This window comes from Adlercreutzia aquisgranensis, from assembly GCF_943193145.1.
GTDB lineage: Bacteria > Actinomycetota > Coriobacteriia > Coriobacteriales > Eggerthellaceae > Xiamenia > Xiamenia aquisgranensis.
This window is the reverse complement of the sequence record NZ_CALPDA010000010.1, coordinates 25,719-47,434: the sequence shown is the minus strand read 5'-3', so window position 1 is coordinate 47,434 and position 21,716 is coordinate 25,719. Positions and strand designations below refer to the sequence as shown.

At 66.7% G+C, this 21,716-nt stretch carries 23 protein-coding genes and 2 tRNA genes; 3 read left to right on the top strand and 22 right to left on the bottom strand.

Features of this window, described 5'->3' with window-relative positions; translation table 11 throughout:
- Positions 1 to 193 precede the first annotated feature (193 nt).
- The 13 genes from dprA to NFR41_RS07260 all read right to left on the bottom strand — a co-directional run bounded on the left by dprA (position 194) and on the right by NFR41_RS07260 (position 12,501).
- Positions 194 to 1,132 carry a DNA-processing protein DprA gene (dprA, locus tag NFR41_RS07320; RefSeq protein WP_251231320.1) on the bottom strand — a complete coding sequence of 313 codons (939 nt, stop codon included), beginning with the start codon at positions 1,130 to 1,132 and terminating at the stop codon, positions 194 to 196.
- Positions 1,129 to 2,703 (bottom strand): YifB family Mg chelatase-like AAA ATPase, encoded by a 1,575-nt coding sequence (locus NFR41_RS07315; RefSeq protein WP_251231319.1) that lies wholly within the window; start codon positions 2,701 to 2,703, stop codon positions 1,129 to 1,131. The genes dprA and NFR41_RS07315 overlap by 4 nt, the downstream gene beginning before the upstream one ends.
- Positions 2,704 to 2,711: 8 nt before the next feature.
- Complete coding sequence (locus tag NFR41_RS07310) at positions 2,712 to 3,299, bottom strand: YraN family protein (RefSeq protein WP_251231318.1); 588 nt, start codon at positions 3,297 to 3,299, stop codon at positions 2,712 to 2,714.
- A gap of 277 nt (positions 3,300 to 3,576) precedes the next feature.
- Complete coding sequence (gene rnhB, locus NFR41_RS07305; RefSeq protein ID WP_251231317.1) at positions 3,577 to 4,377, bottom strand: ribonuclease HII; 801 nt, start codon at positions 4,375 to 4,377, stop codon at positions 3,577 to 3,579.
- A gap of 70 nt (positions 4,378 to 4,447) precedes the next feature.
- A complete protein-coding gene (gene rplS / locus NFR41_RS07300) occupies positions 4,448 to 4,795 on the bottom strand; it encodes a 50S ribosomal protein L19 (protein ID WP_160212340.1) in 348 nt (115 codons plus the stop codon).
- Positions 4,796 to 4,946: 151 nt separating this feature from the next.
- A complete protein-coding gene (locus tag NFR41_RS07295; protein ID WP_285833862.1) occupies positions 4,947 to 5,282 on the bottom strand; it encodes an AzlD domain-containing protein in 336 nt (111 codons plus the stop codon).
- Positions 5,283 to 5,286: 4 nt separating this feature from the next.
- Positions 5,287 to 5,949: an AzlC family ABC transporter permease gene (locus NFR41_RS07290; protein ID WP_432762699.1), complete on the bottom strand. Its 663-nt coding sequence runs from the start codon at positions 5,947 to 5,949 to the stop codon at positions 5,287 to 5,289.
- Positions 5,950 to 6,043: 94 nt separating this feature from the next.
- A complete protein-coding gene (locus tag NFR41_RS07285; protein WP_160212339.1) occupies positions 6,044 to 7,087 on the bottom strand; it encodes a deoxyguanosinetriphosphate triphosphohydrolase in 1,044 nt (347 codons plus the stop codon).
- Between the two features lie 60 nt (positions 7,088 to 7,147).
- A complete protein-coding gene (coaD, locus tag NFR41_RS07280) occupies positions 7,148 to 7,630 on the bottom strand; it encodes a pantetheine-phosphate adenylyltransferase (RefSeq protein WP_160212338.1) in 483 nt (160 codons plus the stop codon).
- Between the two features lie 8 nt (positions 7,631 to 7,638).
- Complete coding sequence (gene rsmD / locus NFR41_RS07275; protein WP_251231315.1) at positions 7,639 to 8,217, bottom strand: 16S rRNA (guanine(966)-N(2))-methyltransferase RsmD; 579 nt, start codon at positions 8,215 to 8,217, stop codon at positions 7,639 to 7,641.
- A 26-nt stretch (positions 8,218 to 8,243) separates the two neighbouring features.
- Positions 8,244 to 10,442, bottom strand: coding sequence for an ATP-dependent DNA helicase RecG (locus NFR41_RS07270; RefSeq protein WP_251231314.1), 2,199 nt, complete (start codon positions 10,440 to 10,442; stop codon positions 8,244 to 8,246).
- 7 nt (positions 10,443 to 10,449) lie between these two features.
- Entirely contained in the window at positions 10,450 to 12,084 is a 1,635-nt protein-coding gene (locus NFR41_RS07265; RefSeq protein ID WP_251231313.1) for a DAK2 domain-containing protein, read from the bottom strand.
- 69 nt (positions 12,085 to 12,153) lie between these two features.
- Positions 12,154 to 12,501: an Asp23/Gls24 family envelope stress response protein gene (locus NFR41_RS07260; RefSeq protein ID WP_160212335.1), complete on the bottom strand. Its 348-nt coding sequence runs from the start codon at positions 12,499 to 12,501 to the stop codon at positions 12,154 to 12,156.
- A 226-nt stretch (positions 12,502 to 12,727) separates the two neighbouring features.
- On the opposite strand from NFR41_RS07260, the gene rpmB reads away from it, so the two are divergent.
- Entirely contained in the window at positions 12,728 to 12,919 is a 192-nt protein-coding gene (gene rpmB, locus NFR41_RS07255) for a 50S ribosomal protein L28 (protein WP_160212334.1), read from the top strand.
- A 117-nt stretch (positions 12,920 to 13,036) separates the two neighbouring features.
- Here the strand turns inward: rpmB and NFR41_RS07250 are convergent, their stop codons facing one another.
- The 5 genes from NFR41_RS07250 to rpe form a co-directional block, all read right to left on the bottom strand.
- Positions 13,037 to 13,756 (bottom strand): zinc ribbon domain-containing protein, encoded by a 720-nt coding sequence (locus tag NFR41_RS07250; RefSeq protein WP_251231312.1) that lies wholly within the window; start codon positions 13,754 to 13,756, stop codon positions 13,037 to 13,039.
- Between the two features lie 83 nt (positions 13,757 to 13,839).
- Entirely contained in the window at positions 13,840 to 14,739 is a 900-nt protein-coding gene (locus NFR41_RS07245; protein WP_251231311.1) for a Nif3-like dinuclear metal center hexameric protein, read from the bottom strand.
- Positions 14,740 to 14,796: 57 nt separating this feature from the next.
- Positions 14,797 to 15,606 carry a histidinol-phosphatase HisJ family protein gene (locus NFR41_RS07240; RefSeq protein ID WP_160212331.1) on the bottom strand — a complete coding sequence of 270 codons (810 nt, stop codon included), beginning with the start codon at positions 15,604 to 15,606 and terminating at the stop codon, positions 14,797 to 14,799.
- A complete protein-coding gene (locus NFR41_RS07235) occupies positions 15,594 to 16,808 on the bottom strand; it encodes a cysteine desulfurase family protein (RefSeq protein WP_251231310.1) in 1,215 nt (404 codons plus the stop codon). Before NFR41_RS07235 ends, NFR41_RS07240 begins: the two co-directional genes overlap by 13 nt.
- Positions 16,805 to 17,521, bottom strand: a complete 717-nt coding sequence (gene rpe / locus NFR41_RS07230) for a ribulose-phosphate 3-epimerase (protein ID WP_251231309.1) — start codon at positions 17,519 to 17,521, stop codon at positions 16,805 to 16,807. Before rpe ends, NFR41_RS07235 begins: the two co-directional genes overlap by 4 nt.
- Positions 17,522 to 17,698: 177 nt before the next feature.
- Here rpe and NFR41_RS07225 point away from each other — a divergent pair, with 177 nt between their 5' ends.
- Positions 17,699 to 18,193: a methylated-DNA--[protein]-cysteine S-methyltransferase gene (locus tag NFR41_RS07225; RefSeq protein ID WP_251231308.1), complete on the top strand. Its 495-nt coding sequence runs from the start codon at positions 17,699 to 17,701 to the stop codon at positions 18,191 to 18,193.
- A gap of 37 nt (positions 18,194 to 18,230) precedes the next feature.
- Entirely contained in the window at positions 18,231 to 18,827 is a 597-nt protein-coding gene (locus tag NFR41_RS07220; protein ID WP_251231307.1) for a cysteine hydrolase family protein, read from the top strand.
- A gap of 152 nt (positions 18,828 to 18,979) precedes the next feature.
- Here NFR41_RS07220 and NFR41_RS07215 read toward each other — a convergent pair whose 3' ends face one another.
- From NFR41_RS07215 to sstT, 4 genes are all read right to left on the bottom strand, one after another.
- On the bottom strand, positions 18,980 to 19,873 hold the full coding sequence (locus NFR41_RS07215) for a cation diffusion facilitator family transporter (RefSeq protein ID WP_251231367.1): 894 nt from the start codon (positions 19,871 to 19,873) through the stop codon (positions 18,980 to 18,982).
- A gap of 71 nt (positions 19,874 to 19,944) precedes the next feature.
- Positions 19,945 to 20,031, bottom strand: a tRNA-Leu gene (locus tag NFR41_RS07210).
- Between the two features lie 116 nt (positions 20,032 to 20,147).
- Positions 20,148 to 20,233: transfer RNA gene (locus NFR41_RS07205), tRNA-Leu, on the bottom strand.
- A gap of 214 nt (positions 20,234 to 20,447) precedes the next feature.
- Complete coding sequence (gene sstT / locus NFR41_RS07200) at positions 20,448 to 21,713, bottom strand: serine/threonine transporter SstT (protein ID WP_251231306.1); 1,266 nt, start codon at positions 21,711 to 21,713, stop codon at positions 20,448 to 20,450.
- Positions 21,714 to 21,716 lie beyond the last annotated feature (3 nt).

Genomic DNA, 21,716 nt, shown 5'->3' with positions numbered 1-21,716 from the left:
GCCGATAGCCGAGAGTGCTAATCAGCGGCGCCCTTTCAACGCAAGCATCACAATAGGGCGGCCCGCTCGCCATGACGCGCCCGAACGGCCGAGCCGCAGGCACCACGCCAAAACATGCCAAGAGGACGCCCCCGTCGCGCCCCTGCCACGCGCCGCAAACGGACGTCCCCTTGTCGCCGTTGCCGCCTTGCCGCTAGGCGGCCTGCCCGTCCGGGCCGTAGGTTCCGTCGGGGAAGCGCCTGATGACGCCTGCGAGCTCGGCTTGGGCAAGCTGCGAGAACACCCACGCCCGCGCATCGCCTTCGGGGCATAGCCGCGCTCCGCGGTCCAGCAGCGCATCCAAGCCCATAGGCTGGCCCTGGACAAGCGCGACAAGTCGGCGGCCCTCCTCGGACAGGAAGCCGGACGGAGTACCGCCGCCTGGCGCCCGCTGCGGCGGCGTCTTGAGGCATCCGAAGGTCGCCATCAGCTCGTCCTCGAAGGAATCGTCGTCCACGATGGGCACCGCACCCTGCCGTATGAGCCGGTTGGCCCCGCTGCTGGTCCGTGCGGTGATGGCTCCGGGTACCGCCCAGACGTCGCGGTTGGCCGAAAGCGCCTCGTCGGCCGTGGAAAACGTCCCGGAAGGCAACCCAGCCTCCACTATGAGCGTCGCCTTCGCAAGCCCCGCGATAAGCCGATTGCGCTCCCGAAACATGTAGGGCAACGGCGGCATGGCCCACGGATACTCGGACACGAGCGCCCCTCCCCCGTCCACGATGCGCTGGAACAGGTCCTTGTGCTCGGGCGGGTAGAGCCTATCGCAGCCGCCTCCCAGAAACGCTACCGTCACGCCGCCCTCCGCCAGGGCGGCCTCATGGGCGGCCGCATCGCAGCCCCGCGCTCCCCCCGAAAGGATCGACACCCCCTTGCGGGCAGCGATGGCGGCGAACCTGCGGGCGCATCCGGTGCCGTAGGGCGTCGCCTTGCGAGCTCCCACTACGGCAAGCCCCTCCCGCAGCGCCGAAGGATCGCCCAGCACATAGAGCACGCGGGGCGGCTTCGGCACCTGCTTCAGCGACTCGGGAAACCACGGGCAGTCGCGCTCCACCACCGTTCGCGGTCCCATCACGAAATCCTGCTCGACGCTCATAGCACTTCCCCTCTCACCCGAAACCCCAAAGCCTCGCTCAAGTGCGCCCGATCCACCGCCTCGCGCTCCTCCATATCCGCAATGGTCCTCGCCAGCGCCGCCGTGCGGATAAGCGCCCTGCCGCTCATGGAAAGCCGGGAGGCGGCCTCGGTCAGGAAGCGCTCCTCCTCCTGACCGAGGCGGCACGAAGCCACCACCTCCTGCGGTGTGCGGACCGCCCCGGCCGACGCGCGCCACGCTGCAAACTCCCGGGCGCGCAGCACCCCTTCGCGAAGCGTCGCCGAGTCGGTCCCGCTGCCCGTCGCCAGCACGCTTGCGGCGGGAATGCGCCTGACGTCCACATGTAGGTCGATGCGGTCGAGGACCGGGCCGCCTATGCGCCCTTGGTACTTGCGGATCTGGGGCACCGTGCAGCGACACGGCCGTTCCTCGTCGCCGAAGAAGCCGCACGGGCACGGGTTCGCTGCAGCAACCAGCATGAACCGGGCGGGGAACTCGATGCTGCCGTCGGCCCGCGTCACCACCATGCGCCCCGACTCCAGCGGCTGGCGAATGCCCTGCAGCACAGAGGGCTGGAACTCTGGAAGCTCGTCTAGGAACAGCACCCCGTTATGGGCAAGCGATATCTCCCCCGGCCGCGGGGGCGACCCTCCCCCCACCAGGCCCGGCAGCGATGCGGAATGGTGGGGCTTGCGGAAGGGGCGTATCCCGGCCAGGATCGGATCGACGTCCTCACCGGCCACCGAGTGCACGACGGCGCTCTCGAGCGCCTCCGCCTGGGTCAGGGGCGGCAAGATCGTGGGGAGCCGCGAGGCGAGCATGGTCTTCCCCGATCCGGGAGGACCCATCATAAGGATGCCGTGGTTGCCCGCCGCCGCTATCTGCAGCGCCCGCTTCGCCGCATCGTGCCCTTCGATATCGCGGAAATCAACCGACGACGACGCCGCTGGCGGCCGCGCCGCTTCAAGTCGACGGAAACGTCCCGCCCTGAAATCGCCCAAGGTGTCCACCGCCGCCCATTCGACCCCCTCGATAGCCCTTACCTCGCCTGAGGGGGCGCTCGCCAGCCCAAGCTCCCGCTTGCGCGCGCACAGCGCATAGGCGAGCAAGCCGGCCACCGGTCGCACGAACCCCTCCAGCGACAGCTCCCCCACGAAGAGCTTCCCCCGCAGGACCTCGGGGCGCACCTGACCGCTGGCCACCAGGATGCCCGCCGCGATGGGCAGGTCGAAACCCGCGCCGGTCTTGCGCAGCGAACTGGGCGCCAGGTTCACGACGATGCGCGAGCCGGGCATCGAGAACCCGCATGCCTTCAAGGCGGACTTCACCCGCTCGCGGGATTCCTGGACTGAGGCGTCGGCCATGCCCACGATGGAGAACCCGGGAATGCCCGTGGTGATGGAAACCTCCACGTCCACGGGCACGGCCTCCACCCCGCGCAACGTTGCCGCATGCACCTGGCACCGGCCGAGACGGGTGGCGCTCGCGCCGGCCTGGCAGGCAAGCGAGGCCGCCTCGGCTCCTGCCTCGATGAAGTGCACGCACCCGCTCTCCCGGTCGATCTGCGCCATGGCGTCCATCAGAACACGTCCCGGCCGAAGGCGTCAATATTGTGACGCACCAGGGCGCGGTCAGGCGGTATGATCAGAATGCTCACGATGTCGAACCGCACTCGCACGTCGAGCACGTCGGTTACGGCCAGATAGCTTGCGGCTATGCGCTCGTAACGCTCCCGCTTCTCGCGGGTCACCGCCTCCGCAGGCATGCCCTTGTCGCAGTCGCGGCGACTCTTCACCTCCACGAACACAAGCGTCTCGTTGTCGCGGGCTATGATGTCCGCCTCGCCGGCCTTGCACTTCCAGTTGCGATGGATGATGTCGTAGCCGCGACGCGTCAGAAAGCACGCGGCCACGAACTCCCCTTCCCGCCCCACGTCGAGCGCTTCCGACTTGCGCTTGCGCTTGCGCTTCGCAGCGGCCCTCGGAGCCGGCTCGTGCGGCGCCCACCCCCCGTCCTCTCCCCACATAGGCTCGCCTTCCGAACCGAAGGCGCCCTCGATTCGCGGCCCGCCGTCCGCGAATCCGCACCCATCGACGACGAGCCCCGAAACGCAGTCGCAGCGTTCGGTCAAATCCGCCGATTCCCTCTCTTGCAACGCCTCCCTCATAGCGCCACCCCTTTCCGTTGGTCGAGATGACGTCAGTCTAGATGCCCCGTTGAGGCGAAACGATGACACGGAAGGCCCGCTGGCGGCACGCGAAACGCTCCAGAGCACCGCAGCGCAAGGGAACCGGGTCATGCGAGGCCGTCGCACCATCCGACGATGGGTCTTGCGCGCGCGTTCACCGGTTCTATCCGAAATCTTGCGGAATCAAGCAAGCGCTCCCACGAAAGCCATGCGGCATCGGAGGCCACCTTCCGAAACGGCACCCGGCCGAAGACGGCTATCCGAACAAGGTGAGCTGCAGAATCCTCGAGCAGAAGGACGCCCGATGCACCGGGGACAGGCCGAAATCGCGTATAGCCTGCTCATGAGCCGCGCTGCCGTAGCCCTTGTTCGACGCGAAGCCGTACTCGGGGTACAGCTCGTCGTAGCGCTCCATGAGCCTGTCGCGCTCCACTTTCGCCACGATGGAGGCCGCGGCGATGCTGGCGCACTTGCCGTCGCCTTTCACGACGTTGCGCTCCCGGGAATCGATTCCCAGGGGGTTGCCGTCCACCAGCACCAGTCCTATACCGGCCGCCTGCTCCTCCACCGCCGCCAAAGCCGCGCGGAAGGCCTTGCGCAGGCTTGCAGTCATACCCACAGCATCTATCTCCGCTGGCTCCACGTAGGCCACCGCCCAGGCGGCAGCCTCTTCCTTTATCTGCTGCGCCAGCTCCTCGCGCACCGCCGGAGCCACCTGCTTGGAGTCATTGAGGCGAGCTATGCGCGGATGCCGCGGCAGCACCACCGCGCCCACGGCCAAGGGGCCGGCCAAAGGACCCCTTCCCACTTCATCTAGCCCCACCAGCACAGACGCTCCGCACGCAGAGGCAAGGCCCTCCTCGAAAGCGTACATCCCCTCCAGGCGCTCCGCCTCCTGCTGGCGCTTGGCCGCCTGGCGAAGGGCCGTCGCGAGCGCACGGCGAACCCCGGCCCGCTCATCGTCGCGCAGCTGGCGGGCCAGCTTCGGCAGCTCGTCGTCGGCAGCCTGCGCCACAAGCGCCTGCACCTCCTTGACGGACAGACCCGACGCATTCATGGGAAACCTCCTCCAACGAAAAGGGCCCCTCGAGAGAGGGGCCCTGTGAGAACAGAAGCTGCCGCAAGCCTTAGCGGAAGGACTTCTCCTTGATCTTGGCGGCCTTGCCCACCTTGTTGCGCAGGTAGTACAGCTTGGCGCGGCGCACATCGCCCTTGCGCACGACCTCGATCTTCTCAATCTTGGGGGAATGCACGGGGAAGGTACGCTCCACGCCCACCGAGAAGCTGATCTTGCGCACGGTGAACGTCTCGCGCACCGAGGCGCCCTGGCGACGAATCACGTCGCCCTGGAAAACCTGGATACGCTCGCGGTTGCCCTCGGTGATGCGGTAGTGAACCTTCACGTTGTCGCCAACCTCGAACTGGGGGAGGTCCTGCTTGATCTGCTGCTGCTCGATGGCGCGAATGATATCCATGTTCCTGCGTCTTCCTCTATCTAAAAAAGCAAATTTCTCTGCGTCCTGTATGGACTAGGCGTCGTTAGGCGCAATTCGCAAGTGTACGCGAAGGACGATGCCCATGCAAGGAAAAAGTGGCGGGCAACCGACGAAGCATCCGCCTCCTCCACTAAATAAGCATGAGCAACCCGTACACCGCCACGCCCGTCAGTGCGCTCCACAAAAGCGACTTGCTCTTGAAGCCTACAAGCGCCACCGCGACGGCGGCGACGAGCGGCGCCGCCCCGGGCCACAGGCCGGCATCGAACATCCCCGGCGTCAGCAGGTCGTTGGCCACGAGCGCGGCGAAGGCGGCGGGCGGGATGAAGCCAAGCGCCCGCTCCACCCCCTCGGGCAGGTTGCGCCCCTTGAGGGCGAACAGCGGCACCACGCGGCACAGCAGCATGGTGGCCGCGCAGCACGCGAACACGATGAGGAAGCTCGTCCAGCTGACCGGCTCTACCACAGCGCTACCTCCTCGCCCACGACGCGACCATGGCCGCAACCACTCCGGCCACCGCCCCGACAAGAATGGCGGGCCCCGTCAGGCCCGCGCACTTGCAGAGAAACACGCCGAGCACGGCCACCCCCGCCGCCACGATGTTCTCGACCGTGGCGCGCTGGGTTACCAGAAGGCAGATGAAGATCGACGTCATGGCGAACGACGCGATGGCAAGCGGTATGCCGATGGCGCTTCCCACAAGGGCGCCCACCGCGTTGGAGACCGCCCATGACGACATCGAGAACACGTTCACCAGCGTGGCCTTGGCCACCGACCAGCCGCCTTCGGAGAAGCGCTGGACGTTCACGCCGTAGCTCTCATCGGTCACCGTGGCAGCGAACAGAAACGACAGGCCCTTTCCCACCCCGCGGCACGCCGGCGCGAAGGCCGCCGAGTACAGCATCTGCCGGGTGTTCACCAGCGAGATGCTGGCCACGATCGAGGCGATGGGGGAACCGGCGAGCCACATGTTCGCGAACATGAACTGCCCGGCGCCCGAATAGAACAGGACCGAGAGCAGAAACGCCTGCAGCCAGCTCAGCCCGATGGAATCCGACAGGATGCCGCAGGGGATGCCAATGGCCACGTACCCGAGTATGATGGGAGCCGCCGCCTGGAGCGCAGAGCGCACCGAAGCGGAGGCTGTTCCTTGGCTGTTTCGGAGGCTTCTCATAGAGCAAGCATTATAGCTAAGCGAAGCGCTCAGGCAACCGTGGGAACCCCATCTACACGCGGAGCGCCTTCGGGACGAACAGGCGCTGGTAGGTGGCCGAGGCGAAGCGGTCGGTCATCCCCGCTATGTAGTCGGTGGCCGCCAGCAGCACGTCGCCCTGGGCGATGGAGAGGTTTTCCGCGGGAATCTCGTCGGGACGCTCGACAAAGTGCTCGAACAGCTCGGAAATCAGATGCGTCGCCTTGTTGACCTCGGATTTCACCGCATCCGACGTGTAGACGTTGCGGAACAGGAACGTCCGCAGCTCCATCATGGCACCCCACACCTCGCCGCTCATGCGGATGTCGCCCTGGCGGGCCGACTCGCGCACCATGTCGCAGACCAAGGTCTCGATGCGGGAGGAATGGTCGCCGCCGAGCACGGCATGGGTGCTGGCCGGCAAGTCGGACTCCCCCAGAACCCCGGCACGGATGGCATCGTCGATGTCGTGGTTCACGTAGGCGATGCGGTCGGCGATGGCCACCACGCGCCCCTCGAGGGTTTCCGCGCGCCCATCTCCCGTGTGGTTCACTATGCCGTCGCGCACTTCGAAGGTGAGGTTGAGCCCGGCTCCCCCGTTCTCGATGCGCTCCACCACCCGCAAGCTCTGCTGGTTGTGCCGGTAGAGGCTGCGGCCTTCGGGGCTGCTCGGATCCAGGCCTCGGCGGCGTGCAAGGCAGGCGGCGAGCGCGTCCTCCCCCGTATGCCCGAAGGGGGTGTGTCCCAAGTCGTGCCCAAGGGCTATGGCCTCGGTCAGATCCTCGTTCAGGCCCAAGGCGCGCGTGATGGTGCGCGCAATCTGGGACACCTCCAGCGTATGGGTCAGGCGCGTCCGGTAGTGGTCGCCCTCGGAAGCCAGGAACACCTGAGTCTTGTGGGAAAGCCGCCGAAACGACTTCGAGTGCAGGATCTTGTCGCGGTCGCGCTGGTAATCGGTGCGTAGGAAATCGACGTGGCTCGAACGGTCGCGGCCCTCGCTGCAATCGGAGAACGATGCGTCCTCCTGCAGCATCCCGTGCTCGCGAGCTTCCTGGTCTTCCCTGCTCAACACTTGCATCGGCCCCATCCTTCCTCGACAAATGCCCCGCCTTGGCGCCCGGCCGAAGCCGCGGTCGGCCTACCGGGCGTCGAACACCGCCTTCAGCGCCTCGTCCACGCAGGGGGGCACGAACCGGCTCACGTCGCCATGCATGCTCGCGATCTCGCGGACGATGGAGCTCGACAGGTACATATGCTGCGGCGGGGACATGATGAAGAGCGTCTCGAGCTCCCGATCCAGCTGGTAGTTCAGGGCGGTCATCTGGAACTCGTACTCGAAGTCGGTGATGGCCCGCAGCCCCTTCACCACCACGGCGGCGTCGATCTGGCGCGCGAAGTCAACCAGCAGCCCGTCGAAGGGCACCACGCGCACGTTGGGCAGATGGGACGTCGCCTGCCGGGCAAGCTCCACGCGCTTTTCCAGGTCGAAGAGGGGCTTCTTCTTCTCGGAGGACGCGACGGCCACCACCACCTCGTCCATCAGGGCCGCAGCCCTGGTTATGATGTCGAGATGCCCCGACGTGATGGGGTCGAAGGTCCCCGGCGTCAACGCTCGCTTCATAGCGCTCCTTACTCGCGGACGAGCAGATCGACGGCGGTCTCGCCGAACTTCTTGCTCTTGCGCGCCCGAAAGCCCGCAGCTTCGGCTGCGGCAAGCGCGCTGCGGCCGTCGGAAATGCCATGCTCATACACTACCAGCGCATCGGGAAGCAGGCAGCCTTCCCGGTCCAACCGCTGCACCATCCCCATAATATCCGCCGGATCGCATGCGTAGGGCGGATCGAGGAACACGAGGTCGAACGGGCCGAAGCGCGCCAAGCGCGGTACCGACGCCAGCGTATCGCCGCTCACGGTCCGGGCCCGCTCGGCCCCTAGCCCGCACGCCTTGACGTTGGTCTGGACCGTTCGCAGGGCGCCAGCGTCGCTGTCGCAGAACACGGCCCTGTCCGCCCCACGCGAAATCGCCTCCAGCCCCAAAGCCCCCGAACCGGCGAAGGCGTCCAGCACCGCCGCGCCCTCGAAGCCGTCCCGGGCGCTGTAGACCATGGACATGATCGATTCGCGCACGCGGTCGGTGGTGGGGCGCGTTCCCATCCCCTGAGGCGCGGTGATGGACCGCCCCCGAAGCTCCCCTGCGATTATGCGCACGTTTCCTCCGTTTCCGGCGGCGAAGCTCAGCCGCCGACGATATCGTGGTCCGCGTCGAAGGCAAGCCGCACCTCCCGGGCGAGCGCCCGGTGCCAGGGCATGCTCAGGTCGGGATCGGCTTGCAGCAGCGCCTCGGCATCGGCGTGGGCCGCCTCGATGATCTTGCCGTCCCGCACCACGTTCACCAGCTTCAGCTGGGAGGCTCCATGCTGGCGGTTGCCGAGTATATCCCCTTCGCGGCGCAGGGACAAATCGTAGCTGGCAAGCTCGAACCCGTCGTCGGTCTTCTCCATGGCCGCCAAGCGCGACAGGGCCGCGTCGCTTTGGGAGGCCGACAGCAGAAACACCTGCGCCGGCAGCTCGCCGCGCCCGACGCGGCCCCTCAGCTGGTGCAGCTGGGAGAGCCCGAACCGGTCGGCGTCCTCCACGATCATCACCGTGGCGGAAGGCACGTCCACGCCCACCTCGATCACCGTGGTGGCCACCAGCACCTGGGACTCGCCCGTACGAAAGCGCTCCATGGCGGCGTGCTTCTCGGCAGGGCGCATGCGCCCGTGGAGCAGCTCCACCTTCCAGTCGCCGAACACGCTGCGCTGCAAAAACTGCGCCTCCTTCGTGGCGGCGGCAACGTCGTCGCCGGCGAGGTCGGCATCGGACTCTATGCTCACGATGGCGTAGGTGTAGCCCGGCTCGTCCTCCTGGGAGCGCTGCTGCTTGCCCTTGGCGCTCTTCGCGTCGCGCTCCTCGGTGCCCTTGCCCACGAGAGGGCACACCACGAACACCTGCTCGCCGCGGGCCAATGCCTCCTTGGCCGCGTCGAAGGCCACCCCCTGACGCTCCTTCGGCAGCACCGTGGTGGTGCGCCGGGCGCTGTCGTGGGGCCGGTGCTTGATGTAGGAAAGGGTCAGGTCGCCGTAAAGCGCCAGGGCCAAGGTGCGGGGGATGGGGGTGGCGGTCAGGTACAGCGCGTCCACCGCCTCGCCCTTGGACAGCAGGGCAGCCCGCTGATCGACCCCGAAGCGCTGCTGCTCGTCCACCACGGCCACGGTCAGATTGGAGAACGCCACGTCGTCCTCCAGGATGGCGTGGGTGCCGAACAGCACCGAGAGCCGCCCGTCGCCGGCGCGCTCCAGGATGTCGCACCGCTGCTCGTCGGGAGTCGAGCCGGTGAGCACCGCCCAGCTCACGCCCGCCGCATCCAACAGGGGGCCGAGACTTGCCCCGTGCTGGCGCGCCAGCACCTCCGTAGGGGCCAGAAACGCCGCCTGCCCGCCACTGTCCGCCGCCACGGCCAGCGCGAAGCCCGCAACCACCGTCTTGCCGGTGCCCACGTCGCCCAGCAGCATGTGGTTGGCCGTCCTGTCCGCGCCAAGCTGGGACATGATGTCGTCTTTGGCCTGCATCTGCTCGTCGGTGAGCTGGAAGGGGATCGCCTCGGCATAGGCCTTCGCAACGGGTCCGCCTATGCGATGGGCCACCGGCTTGCGGCCCTGGCTGCGCCTGGCCGACTGCATCATGAGCATGAGCTCCAGCAGGAGCACCTCCTCGTAGACCAGCCGGCGGCGGGCCTGGGCCACATCGTCGCCGCCCTGGGGGAAGTGGATGGACCGAAGGGCGCTGTAGCGACTCATCAGGCGGTACTTCGCCCGCAGCTCCAAGGGCAGCGGGTCGAGCGCTCCCTCGCACAGCTCCAGCGCGTTTCCCACCAGCGTGCGGATCAGCTTGGCGCCAAGCCTCTCCGTCGCCGGGTGCACGGAGATGATCATGGCCTCGGCCACCTTGCCGTCCTCGACCGCCTCAAGGTACGGGTTCGTCATCCGCTTGAAGCCGTAGCTGAACTCCACCTTGCCCGCCGCAGCCACGCGCATGCCCGGCTTCAGCTGGTCCATCAGCCATGGCTGACGAAAGCAGGTGATCTGCAGCAGTCCCGTGGCGTCCTTGAGCGCGATCTCCACCAGCTTCAGGTTCGGCCGCGGCCGCTTCAGCTTGATGCTGTGAATGACACCTTCGATGGTGCATGGCTGCCCGATGGCAGCATAGGCCACCTGGCAGCGCTGGGAAAGGTCTATGTAGCGCCGGGGGAAATGGGTCAGCAGGTCGCGCACCGTGCGGATGCCCAGACCGGCCAGGTCCTTCGCGCGCGAGGCGCTCACCGCCCTCACGTCGGCAACCGGTGCATCAAGGCACAGCGTCGCCGAAATCCGGTCGGGGCGCCCCGAATCCATCCGCAGACTATTCAACCGAGAGCACGATGGGATAGAGCGGCTGGTCGCCGCGCTTGGCCTCTACCTCCAGGTCCTCGAAGCGCTCCTCGATCGCCTCCGCCAGGGCGGCGAGCTCGTCGTCGGAGAAGTCGATGCCGGCCAGAATGGTGAGGATGTCGGCGTCTTCGGCCTCCAGCGCGTCGAGCACGCCCATGACCACGTCCTCGACCGAGCTGCCCACGGCCTCGATGGAGCCGTCGGCGATGCCGATGACGTCGCCGGCCTTGATGGGGCCGCCGTGGGCGTCCTTGGAATCCTTGATGGCGAAGGTGACCTCGCCGGTGCGGACCTCCTCGTAGGCCTCGGTCATGGCCTCGACGTTCTCGTCGAGGCCTGCGGCCGCATCGAAGTTGAACAGGGCCGCGAAGGCCTCGGGCACGCTGGTGGTGGGCACCACGGCGCAGGGGATATCCGCCATCTCGGCTGCGCTGTTGGCGGCCATGATGATGTTCTTGTTGTTGGGAAGGATGATCACGGCGCGGGCATTGACCTTCCCCACAGCGTCAAGCAGGTCCTTCGTGGAGGGGTTCATGGTCTGGCCGCCGGAGACGACCTCGTCAACGCCCAGGCTGCGCAGGATGTTGGCGTTGCCCTCGCCCGCCGCCACGGCGACGAAGCCGATCTCCTTGGGCTCCTGGTCCTTGGCGATGGCCTCGGTGCGCTCCTGGCTCTGCAGCTGCATGTTGTGGATGAACACCTCGGAGATCTGGCCGCGCTCCAGGAAGTACTTCAGCACCTGGTCGGGGGTGTTGGAGTGCACGTGCACCTTGAACTTCGGCGCCTCGCCCACGCACAGCTCGCAGTCGCCCATGGTGGACAGGAACTGCAGGGCCTCCTCCTTGTCCAGCGTATCCGAGTCGACCAGAAACTCGTTGCAGTAGCGGTAGGCCGAGCCCTCCCAGTCGTTGATCTGCTCGATCTCCACCTTGGGGGCCACGCCGGCGCGCACCATGAGCATCTCGTCGGCCAGCTGCCCGTCGCGGCCCAGCAGCGCCGCGGAGAAGGCGTCGAACAGGATGGCCAGGCCGAAGCCGCCGGCGTCCACCACGCCGTTCTCCTTCAGTACCGGCAGGAGCTCGGGGGTGCGCTGCACGGAGGCGTAGGCCGCGCCCACGATCTCCTGGAGCGCCTCTTCGAGGGAAAGCTTCTTCTTCGCAGCCGCCTTGGCTGCCTGGGCGCTGTCGCGCAGCACCGTGAGGATGGTGCCCTCCACGGGCTTGCGGACCGCCTGGAACGCCACCTCCTGCGACTTCGCGAAGGCGGCGGCCAGGGCCTCGGTGGAAAGCCCGTCGTAGCCGACGCTGCCCTCGCACAGGCCGCGCAGGATCTGGGAGGTGATCACGCCGGAGTTGCCCCGGGCACCCATGAGCGCACCGTTGGTGATGGCCTTGCGGGTATCGGCCGGCGTGGCTCCGATGGGAAGCTTCGCCAGGTTGCCCACCACCGACTCCAGCGTCAACGACATGTTCGTCCCGGTGTCTCCGTCGGGAACGGGGAACACGTTCAGGCGGTTGATCTCGTCTTTGCGCTCCCCCAGCGTGCGGCTTGCCGCGGCTATGGCGTTCAGCAGGTCGTTGGATGAGTATTCGGCGGACTGGCTCATTGATGCTCCTTGCATGCTCTGCAAATCGTTATCTCTCGGTAGGGGTAGGGCCACCAGGCGGCGAAGACGTTACTTGCGCACGCGCACGCCCTGCACGTGCACCTCGACGCCGTCCAGAGGCACGTTGGCGTACTCCTTCAGCACGAAGGACACCTGGTCCTTCAGGTTCTGGGAGACGGTATTGATGTTGGTGCCGTACTCTATGATCACATAGAGCTCCACGTGCACCCCTCCGTCGGCAGCCGTCACGACCACGCCTCGACGCAGGCGCGACGCGGGCAGCAGCTTCGCGATGCCGTCGGCCGCCGTAGGCGCCGCCATGCCGACCACGCCGTAGCATTCGAGCGCGGCATTGCCCACCATGTCCGCAAGGACGTCGTTGGCAACATGCAGGTTTCCGGGGATCGTGTTGCTCATGGCTTTCCTTTCCGAAACGCGACGGCGCACGTGGCGCACCTCGCGGTTTGCAACCATTACAGGAGTATAGCGCAACGGCAACCTGTTGACCTGTCAACATATCTGCGGCCTCCGTCATACTACACAGAAAATTCTTGTACCAATCTTGATTGCTGTGCTATAGTTAGAAAGCTTTTTGTCATAAACGGTTTCATACCGAATAGCAGACGTACATGGAGTGATGACAATGTCGAAGGTTTGTGAAGTTTGCGGCAAGCACCCGGTGGCCGGTCGTTCCATCAGCCACTCCCACAAGGTGACCAACCGCTGGTTCCGTCCCAACATCCAGCGCGTGACCATCAAGGACAAGTCCGGTCACGTCCGCAAGGCCAACGTGTGCACCAAGTGCATGAAGGCCGGCAAGGTGGAGCGCGCCTAACAGCAAGCTTCCGATACGGTGCATGGGAAAGCCCCGCTTTGCGGGGCTTTTTGTGCGTTCGATCCATTTGGTCGCGTATCGCGTGCCCGCCGCAGAGCGGACGAGATGCGCCCGCGGCTAGTCCAGCACCAGCAGACGGCCGCACTGCGGGCAGTTGCCCACGTTGCCCGATGCCCTCATGTGCGTTACGCGCGCCGCGTCGACCGGAGCCCGGCAGGCGCTGCATGCCCCGCCGGCCAAGCGAGCGATGGCAACCCCGCCGGTCCTGTCGCTCAGCTGCTGGAACGCCCTCATAACGTCTGCGGGGACCTGCTGCTCAATTTCGGCACGCTCGGCATCCAGCTGCGCGATTCGGCGCTTGAGGGCGGTCCCCTTCTCCACGAAGGCCTCCGTCGCCTCGGCCTCCTTGCTGTTGAGGGCCGCCAAGGCCATGGACACCTGCTTCTGCACCGTCTCTATGCGGGCCAGCTCGTCCAGCACGTCCGACAGATTCTGCTCCAGCACGGCGCGGCGCTTCGCGTAGCCGTTCATCTCCTTGGAGCGGGCCTCCACGTTGCGGTAGCTCCCCCGCGCCTCGTCGATGTCCGCCTGGGCTTTGCGCTGCTTCTCCGCAAGCGCGGCATCCTCCTCGGCGAAGGCCGCGGCTTTCGATTCGGCCGCCTCGTAGAGCTTGCCCACCTCGATGTTCTTCTCCTCGATGGCTCGCTTCTTTGTGCGGGCGGCAAGGATGACGGCTCGTTCGGGCAGCTCCTCGAGCTCTTTGGCGGCGCCCTTCGCTTCCAGGACAAGCGACTGGATGCGGAACAGGTCGGCGATGGTGTCTTCGTCTAAGCGCATATGCCCCCCTTTGGGGTCGGAGCGGTCACGGAACCAGCCCCGAAGCGCAAAACGCCCAGTGAAAGCCTATTCCGCTAAGGGCATTATACCCTTACGGCCTCCGGATACGACCAGTTATGGCTCTGATTCACAACGAACATCGCATCTTCCGGAACACCCAAAGCCGAAACGGCGGCCATCAGGACCGGCACCAGGGGCAGCTCGCTGGCATCGTGGCCCAGCTCGATGATGTCGAGACCGGCCTGGGACAGGTCGAGGGCCTCGTGGTACTTCGCCTCGCCGCAGACAACGCAGTCCGCCTGGGCGCGCAACGCCGCACGTCCGGTGTCCGCCAGCGACCCGGTGCAGGTTACCACCCGCTCAAGCCCGCGGCCCATGTCGCCCCACACCCGCGGCGCGCGGCCGAACACCGAGGTGCAGCGGGCGGAGAGCTGGCCCAAGGTCAGCATCGGGCCGTCCCCGAAATCGCACAGCTGCCCGTAGCCCTTCTCCACCGTGTCGGGAAGCGGCTGCAGTACGCGCTGGAACGCAAGGCCCAGAAGGCCGGGGAGCACGCGCTGGGCGCGAGGGGACACGTCGAGGGCGGTATGGAACGACAGCACGGCCACGCCTCGCTCTACAGCGCACCATACGCCGGCCCCGGGACTTGTCGCGACGGAGGTTGCGGGAGCGAAGGAATCGGGCGCGCTCAGGTAAAGCGGATGATGGGTGATGAGCACGTTGGCGCCGCCGTCGGCAGCGGCGACTATGGCCTCCACCGTGGGATCGAGCGCGAAGGCCACCTTGCGGACCAGCTGGGCCGGATCGCCCGCCGTCATGCCCGTGCGATCCCAGGGCTCGGCGTCGGCGGCGGGGAAATCGGCCAGAAGCTGGCGATTGAGCGCGCCGACGGTCAACGGGGACGCGGGGCGCTGCAAGGCCCCCGGGACCAACCTGACCATGCCCTCCGACTCTTCGATGCCTGCACCGGTGCCCATGCTCATCGCTATCATCCCTTCCGTAAACGCGCGTGCGGCGGCAAACGCCTTCTGGCGCCCACTCTACCCCAGCGCCAGCTCTCGGCGGTCGCCGTCCCTTGTCGGTACCGTGACCGTTCTGTAACCCGCATCGAACATGAGCCTGTAAGCGTCGCGGATGCCCCGGGCCACATGGGCCGGCTCGTGGGCGTCGGTGCCCACGGTGCAGGGCACTCCCGCGCGGCGAAACGCCTCCAAAAGCTTCGGCGCCGGGAACATCTCACGGCAAGCGTAAGTGGCGCCCGAGGTGTTCACCTCGATCATTCGCCCGGCGCTCGCACAGGCCTCGGCCATGCGCTCGTAGAGGCGCCCCAGGTCGAAGGACGGGTAGATGGCGAACTTCTTTGCAAGGTCGGGGTGGGCCATCACATGGAAGAAGGGACTTTCGGTCACGGCCCGGCACCAGATGTCGGCATAGCGGTTCCATATGTAGTCCGCCCCGGCCTCGTCCCAGAAGCCGCGCTGGGCCGGGTCGTCGAAGGGCCATCCGTCTATGAAGTGGACCGACCCCAGCACCAGCGAAAAGGGCTCCATGTCCCGGGCCGAGAGGCTGCGGTCCTCCTGCTCGCCCAGCCAATCGAGCTCGCAGCCGCAGATGACCTCGACCGACGGGTGGCCCTTCGCCGCCTGCTCGATGTCGGCGCAGTACTCCCCCACGCGTTCGGACGCCATGGACACGTAGTTGGCGGGGTCGACGGCACGGGTGAGCGGGTAGTGCTCGGTCACCGCGATGGTGGACACCCCCGCATCGGCAGCCGCCTGCACCAGCTCTGCTACGCTGCCGTGGCCGTGGTTGGTGAAGCCGGTGTGCGTATGGGTGGTTACGAGTTCCATGCCAGGACCTTTCCAAACGCCTCGACGAAGCCGTCCACGTCCGCCTCGGTGGTGTAGCGGCCCATGGAGATGCGCAGTGCCCCCTGGGCCGTATCGGAGTCAACGCCCAGGGACAGCAGCACGTGGCTGGGGTCGAGGGACTGCGACGAACAGGCCGACCCGCCCGACACCCCGAAGCCCAGCGCATCGAAGCGCAGGATGAGCGTCTGGCTTTCCAGCCCGTCCACCAGCACGTTCACGATATTGGGCAGGAAGTCTTCGCTTAAGGGCGGCACCTCCACGGTAGGCTGCACCTGCGGATAGCACGCCAGGCGGGCGTACAGGCGGTCGCGCAGGGCCCGCAGCCGGGCGCCCTCGGCCTCCTGCAGCTGCACGGCGACCCGAGCCGCAGCGGCGAAGGCGACCATCCCCATGACGTTCTGGGTGCCGCTGCGAAGCCCCGACTCCTGCCCGCCGCCCAGCATCGTGGGCGCAAACGGGGTGCGGGCGCGCAGATACAGGGCGCCCACCCCCTTGAAAGCCCCCAGCTTGTGGCCCGAGAAGCTTGCCGCGTCCACCCCCCATTCGCCCACCGAGACGGGCATCTTCCCGAAGGCCTGCACCGCGTCGGTGTGGAACAGGGCGCCGGCGGCATGGGCCGCATCGGCAAGCTGGCGCACCGGCTGGACGCTTCCCACCTCGGAATTGGCCGCCTGCACCGACACGAGCACCGTATCGTCGTCCAGCGCCTGCTCAAGCGAGCGCACCTCGACAAATCCCTGACGGTCCGGACGAAGCCTGGTGACGCGGAGGCCCTGGGACTCCAGGGACCGAGCCGCGACCAGCACCGCGTCGTGCTCGATGGCGGACACGACAACATGGGGCGTGAAGCTGCCCCGCCCGGCCTGGCGGCGGCGCTGGACCTGAGCTACCGAAAGCCCCAGCAGCGCAGCGTTATCGGCCTCGGTGGCGCCGCTGGTGAACACCACCTCCGACGGACGGTCGGCGCCCAGGCACTCCGCCAGCGTGCGCCGAGCCTGCTCCATGATGCGGTAGGCCTCGCGACCGGGGGAATGAAGCGAGTTGGCGTTGGCATTGGCGAAAAGCCCCTCCGCGCCCGCAGCCAGAAAGCCGCCGCACGCTTCCAGCACTTCGGGGACGAGGGGGGCCGTGGCCGCGTAGTCGAGGTAGACGTAGTCCTTCCCAGGCGCGCAACCGCTCATCGCGCTCCCCCCTCCGGGCAACCGCGAAGCGCGGCCTCGCGTGCCCGGTCGGCCGCGGCGGCGATTCGGGCCATGGCAGCCGCAGGGTCGTCCTGGGCGCACACGGCGTTTCCGCATACCAGCACGTCGGCACCGGCAGCTGCCACCAAAGGCGCGGTTTGCAGCCCGATGCCGCCGTCCACCTGGATAAGCGGCGCTGCCCCCGCCTGGCGGGCCATGGCGGCCACGGCGGCCACGCGCTGCTCGCTGCCGGCGATGTAGCTCTGGCCCGAGAAGCCGGGCTCCACCGACATGACCAGCACCATGTCCAGCATCCCGATAACGGGCGCGAGCACCTCCACCGCCGTCCTCGGCTTCAGGGCAACGCAGGCCCGCACGCCCGCCTCATGGATAGATTCCACGCACGAGGCCAGCTCGTCGCCGTAGAGCACCTCGGCATGGACGGTGAGCATATCGGCCCCGGCGTCGATGAACCAGGGCAGCTCGCGCGCGGGGTTGTCTATCATGAGATGCACGTCCAAGGGCACCCGGGTACGCCTCTTCAGGGCTTTCACCACCGGCACGCCCATGCTGAGGTTCGGCACGAAATGGCCGTCCATCACATCGACGTGGATGAGCCCGGCACCTCCCTCCTCCAGCACGGCTACGTCCCGGCCGAGGTCCATGAAGTCGGCGGAGAGGATGGAGGGGGCGATGACGATCGGTTCGAACACTGACTGCTCCTCGCTCGTTGCCTTGCGCGGCCCGCACCGCCGCACCGACTGCGGCAAGCGCCGATGACCGCGCTTTCCTTTCTGCTGGCATTGTAGTTCTTCGGAAGGCCGGCGCGGACGGTATAATGGCGAACGAACGCAACGGCCACGGTTGCATCGATTCCGCGAAGGAGCCCCATGCCGAAGAAGCTCGCCCATTTCGTCTACCGCACGCCCCTGGGCAGGCTCACCATCGCCGCAGATGGAGAAGCGATCACCCGCGTGCTCTTCGGCGAGCAGGAAGCGCCGGGGCAGCTGTCCCCCACCGCCCTCACCAACGAGGCGGCCACCCAGATCCAGCAGTACCTGGCCGGCAGGCGGCGCTCCTTCGATCTGCCGCTCAACCCCGCAGGCACGCCGTTCCAGCAAAGCGTCTGGCGTGCCCTGCAAGGCATCCCCTACGGCACCACGTGGACCTACGCGCAGCTGGCCGAGGCCGTGGGCAACCCGAAGGCGTTCCGCGCCGTAGGGGGCGCCAACAATAGAAACCCGCTGCCCATCCTGATTCCCTGCCACCGCGTGGTGGGGGCCGACGGCAGCCTAGTGGGCTACGCGAGCGGCGTCCACATCAAGCGCTTCCTCCTCGACCTCGAAGCGAAGGCGCTGGCGGCGGATGCAGCAGCCGAAGCGTAGAGAACCCGCGCGATCCACCCCGACAGAAAGGCGATCCATGACATACCTTCCCGTAGCCCAGCAGACCCCCTGGCAGCAATCCGACGATATCGACCTGGCGAAGACCGCCGTCCTGGTCATCGACGTGCTTGGCGGAAACGGCGACGTGATTCCCGGGCTTGGCGACATGGCCCAGAACGCCGCATGCATCGCTGCTGCGGCCCGCAAGGCAGGCGTGCCGGTCGTCTTCAGCTGCGATGCGCACCTGCCCGGCGTCGACCGCGAGATCGAGCTGTGGGGAGAGCACGGCATCAAGGGCACCGACGCAGCGCAGCCCCTGGCGCGCCTTGGGCTGTGCGACAAGGACTTCGTGGTGCCCAAGCGCCGCTACGACGGCTTCTTCCAGACCGATCTGGACCTGCTGCTGCGCGAGCTGGGAGTGGACACCATCATCGCCGTGGGCGCGGACACGAACATCTGCGTGCTGCAGACCCTTGCCGGAGCGTACTTCCGCACCTACAAGTCCATCGTGGCGGCCGACGCCTGCGCGACGTTTCTCATCGGCACCCAGGAGGCAGGTCTGGAGTACTTCAGCCGATGCTACGACTCGCGCGTGGTGAGCACCGACAAGGTGCTGGAGTACCTGGCCCGCTAACCGCCGCGCCCGCAGGCCTCACTCGCTAAGGACCTGTATGCGCGCCAACCTCGAAGCGCGCATACAGGGCATGTTCGTACGTATTCTCGCGTGAACACGCCCGGCATGCGCGCTTTCGTCCTGCTCTCCCCGGATGAAAACCCGGGGCCGGCTCAGTCCTTGTGGCCGTCATCCGGTTCGATATGCACGAGCACTTCCTCTATCTGGGGAAACGCCTCCTTGAGCGCTGCTTCCACCCGATCGCCCAGATTATGGGCGTCCTGCACGGTCATTGCCGGGTCCACCAGCAGGTGCAGGTCGGCATACACCTCCCCTTCGGTTCCCCGGGTGCGGATCTTGTGGGTATGGCGCACGCCCGGGCAGGAGAGCACCACGGCCTCCAGCTCGTCCCGGGGAATGCGCGCATGGTCCGAGAGAGTGGAAAGCGCCTGGCGAAGCACCGAGAACGCCGTAGCCAGAATAGCCACGGTCACCACCAGGGCCATGACCGAGTCCGCTACGGGAAATCCCAGCCAGACAAACGCAAGGCCCGCGATAACGCCCACGGATACCAGGGCGTCGGAGAACGTGTGGGCAGCATCAGCCCGCAGCACCTCGCTGCGCAAGCGCTTGCCCACCGCCCGCTCGTAAGCCGTCACGGCAAGGTTCACCCCAAGGGTTCCCACCATGACGGCGAAGGAGACCGGCGTCACCTCCACCTCGCCCCCTCCTGAAACCAGCCGAGAGACGGCCGAGCTGCCCACGGAAAGCGCGGCGGCCAGCAGCAGGCATCCGATGGCGACGCTCGCATAGGCCTCGAACTTGGAGTGGCCGTAGGGATGGCCCGCGTCGGCCGGGCGGGAGGCGACGGCGATGCCGAAAAGCGCGACGACGTTGCCCACGGAATCGAAGGCCGAATGGATGCCGTCGGCCTGCATGGAGGCCGAGCCGCTCAAGGTGCCCCACGCGAACTTGGCAGCCGCCACGGCAAGGTTCAGAAAGAGCACCAGCCACAGAACGCGCCTCACCTCGCCCAGGCGGTTCGACGGATTGGGTTTCACGAGCATGGCTGACACGGAATCGCTCCTTGGACGGTCCGATAAAAGAAAACGCCGGCAAGAAGCCGACGTTGCGATGCTGGTGTCGGAGGCGGGATTTGAACCCGCACACCCGTAACGGGCACAAGCACCTCAAGCTTGCGTGTCTGCCGTTCCACCACTCCGACATAGGCTGTTAAAAAACAGCGACGATTAGTGTACCCGAACCTTGCTGGTCTGTGAAGCGGGAATTTCGTGGATTTGCCGACAACCACCGAAAAGAGCCGCTTGCTACAACAAGAAGTGGTGCGGGCGAAAGGACTTGAACCTTCACGGGGGTTACCCACCAGAACCTAAATCTGGCGCGTCTGCCAATTCCGCCACGCCCGCACGTTCGGCGCTGCGCAAAAACGCCCGCCTATACTACCACAGCCGCAGCCGTCCACCAACAGGGCGCCCCGTTTTCGCAGCAAAAGAAAGGGAGCACGCCGGCAAGGGGAAGAAGGCGGTCTGCAGGTTCAACCAGCGGCTCCCCGTTTCCACGCCAAAAGAAAGGGCCGCCCCGCAAACGGAGCGGCCCGCAAAACCGGTTTGGGCGCAAATGCTACTCCAGCTCGTCGTCGCTGAACTTGTCCGGACCGCTGAAGTCCACCTTCTTGCCCTGCTTGCGCCAAGCACGCGCCTCGGCAGTGGCCGTGAACATCACGTCGGAGGACGAATTCAGGGCGGTCTCGCAGGAGTCCTGGATCACGCCGATGATGAAGCCGATGCCCACCACCTGCATGGCCACGTCGGCGCCGATGCCGAACAAGCTGCAGGCCAGGGGAATGAGCAGCAGCGAGCCGCCCGCCACGCCGGAGGCGCCGCAAGCGGAAATGGCGGCGAGCACCGAAAGCAGCACGGCGGTAATCGGATCGATCTGGATGCCGAGCGTATGGGCCGTCATCATGGCCATGACCGTGATGGTGACCGCAGCGCCGCCCATGTTGATGGTCGCGCCCAGGGGGATGGAGACCGAGTAGTTGTCCTTGTTCAGCCCCAGCTTGCGGCACAGCTCCATGTTCACCGGGATGTTGGCGGCGGAGCTGCGGGTGAAGAAGGCGGTGATGCCCGAGTCCTTCAGGCAGCGCAGCACCAGCGGATAGGGGTTCTGGCGAGTCCCCCAGAACACGATGGCGGGATAGGCCACCAGCGCCACGAACAGCATGCAGCCCACCAGCACCAGCAGCAACTGCCCGTACTCGGTGAAGATTTCCAGACCGTTCTCGGAAACGGAGGTGTACACCAGCCCCAAGATGCCGAACGGCGCCAAGGCGATGATCCAGCGCACCACCGTGGAGATGGCGTCGGAGATGCTGGTGAACACGTCCTTCACCGGCTGGCCGGCCACGCGCACGGCCACGCCCAGCAGCACGGCCCAGGCCAGAATGCCCAGGTAGTTCGCTTCGGCCAGCGCCTTGACCGGGTTAGCCACGGCGTTGGTGATGAGCGTCCCCAGCACCTCGCCCACGCCGGAGGGAGCGGCGGTGTCCTCAACGGTGGTGACCAGCGTCAGGTCAACCGGGAACAGCAGGGAGGCGATCACGGCCACCACGGCGGCGATGAAGGTGCCCACCAGGTACAGCAGCACGACGGTCTTCATGGCGCCGGCGGACTTCGCGTTCGCAAGCGAGCTGATGACCAGGAAGAACACCAGGATAGGCGCCACAGCCTTCAAGGCGTTCACGAACACGGTGCCCAGAAGCTCCACGATGCTGAGACCCGGCGGGGCGAACACGCCCAGCAGCGCGCCTATCACCAAGCCGATGATGATTCGCTTGATCAAGCTCAGCGAGCTCCACGCCTTGGCAACACTCTTCAAACCGTCCATAGG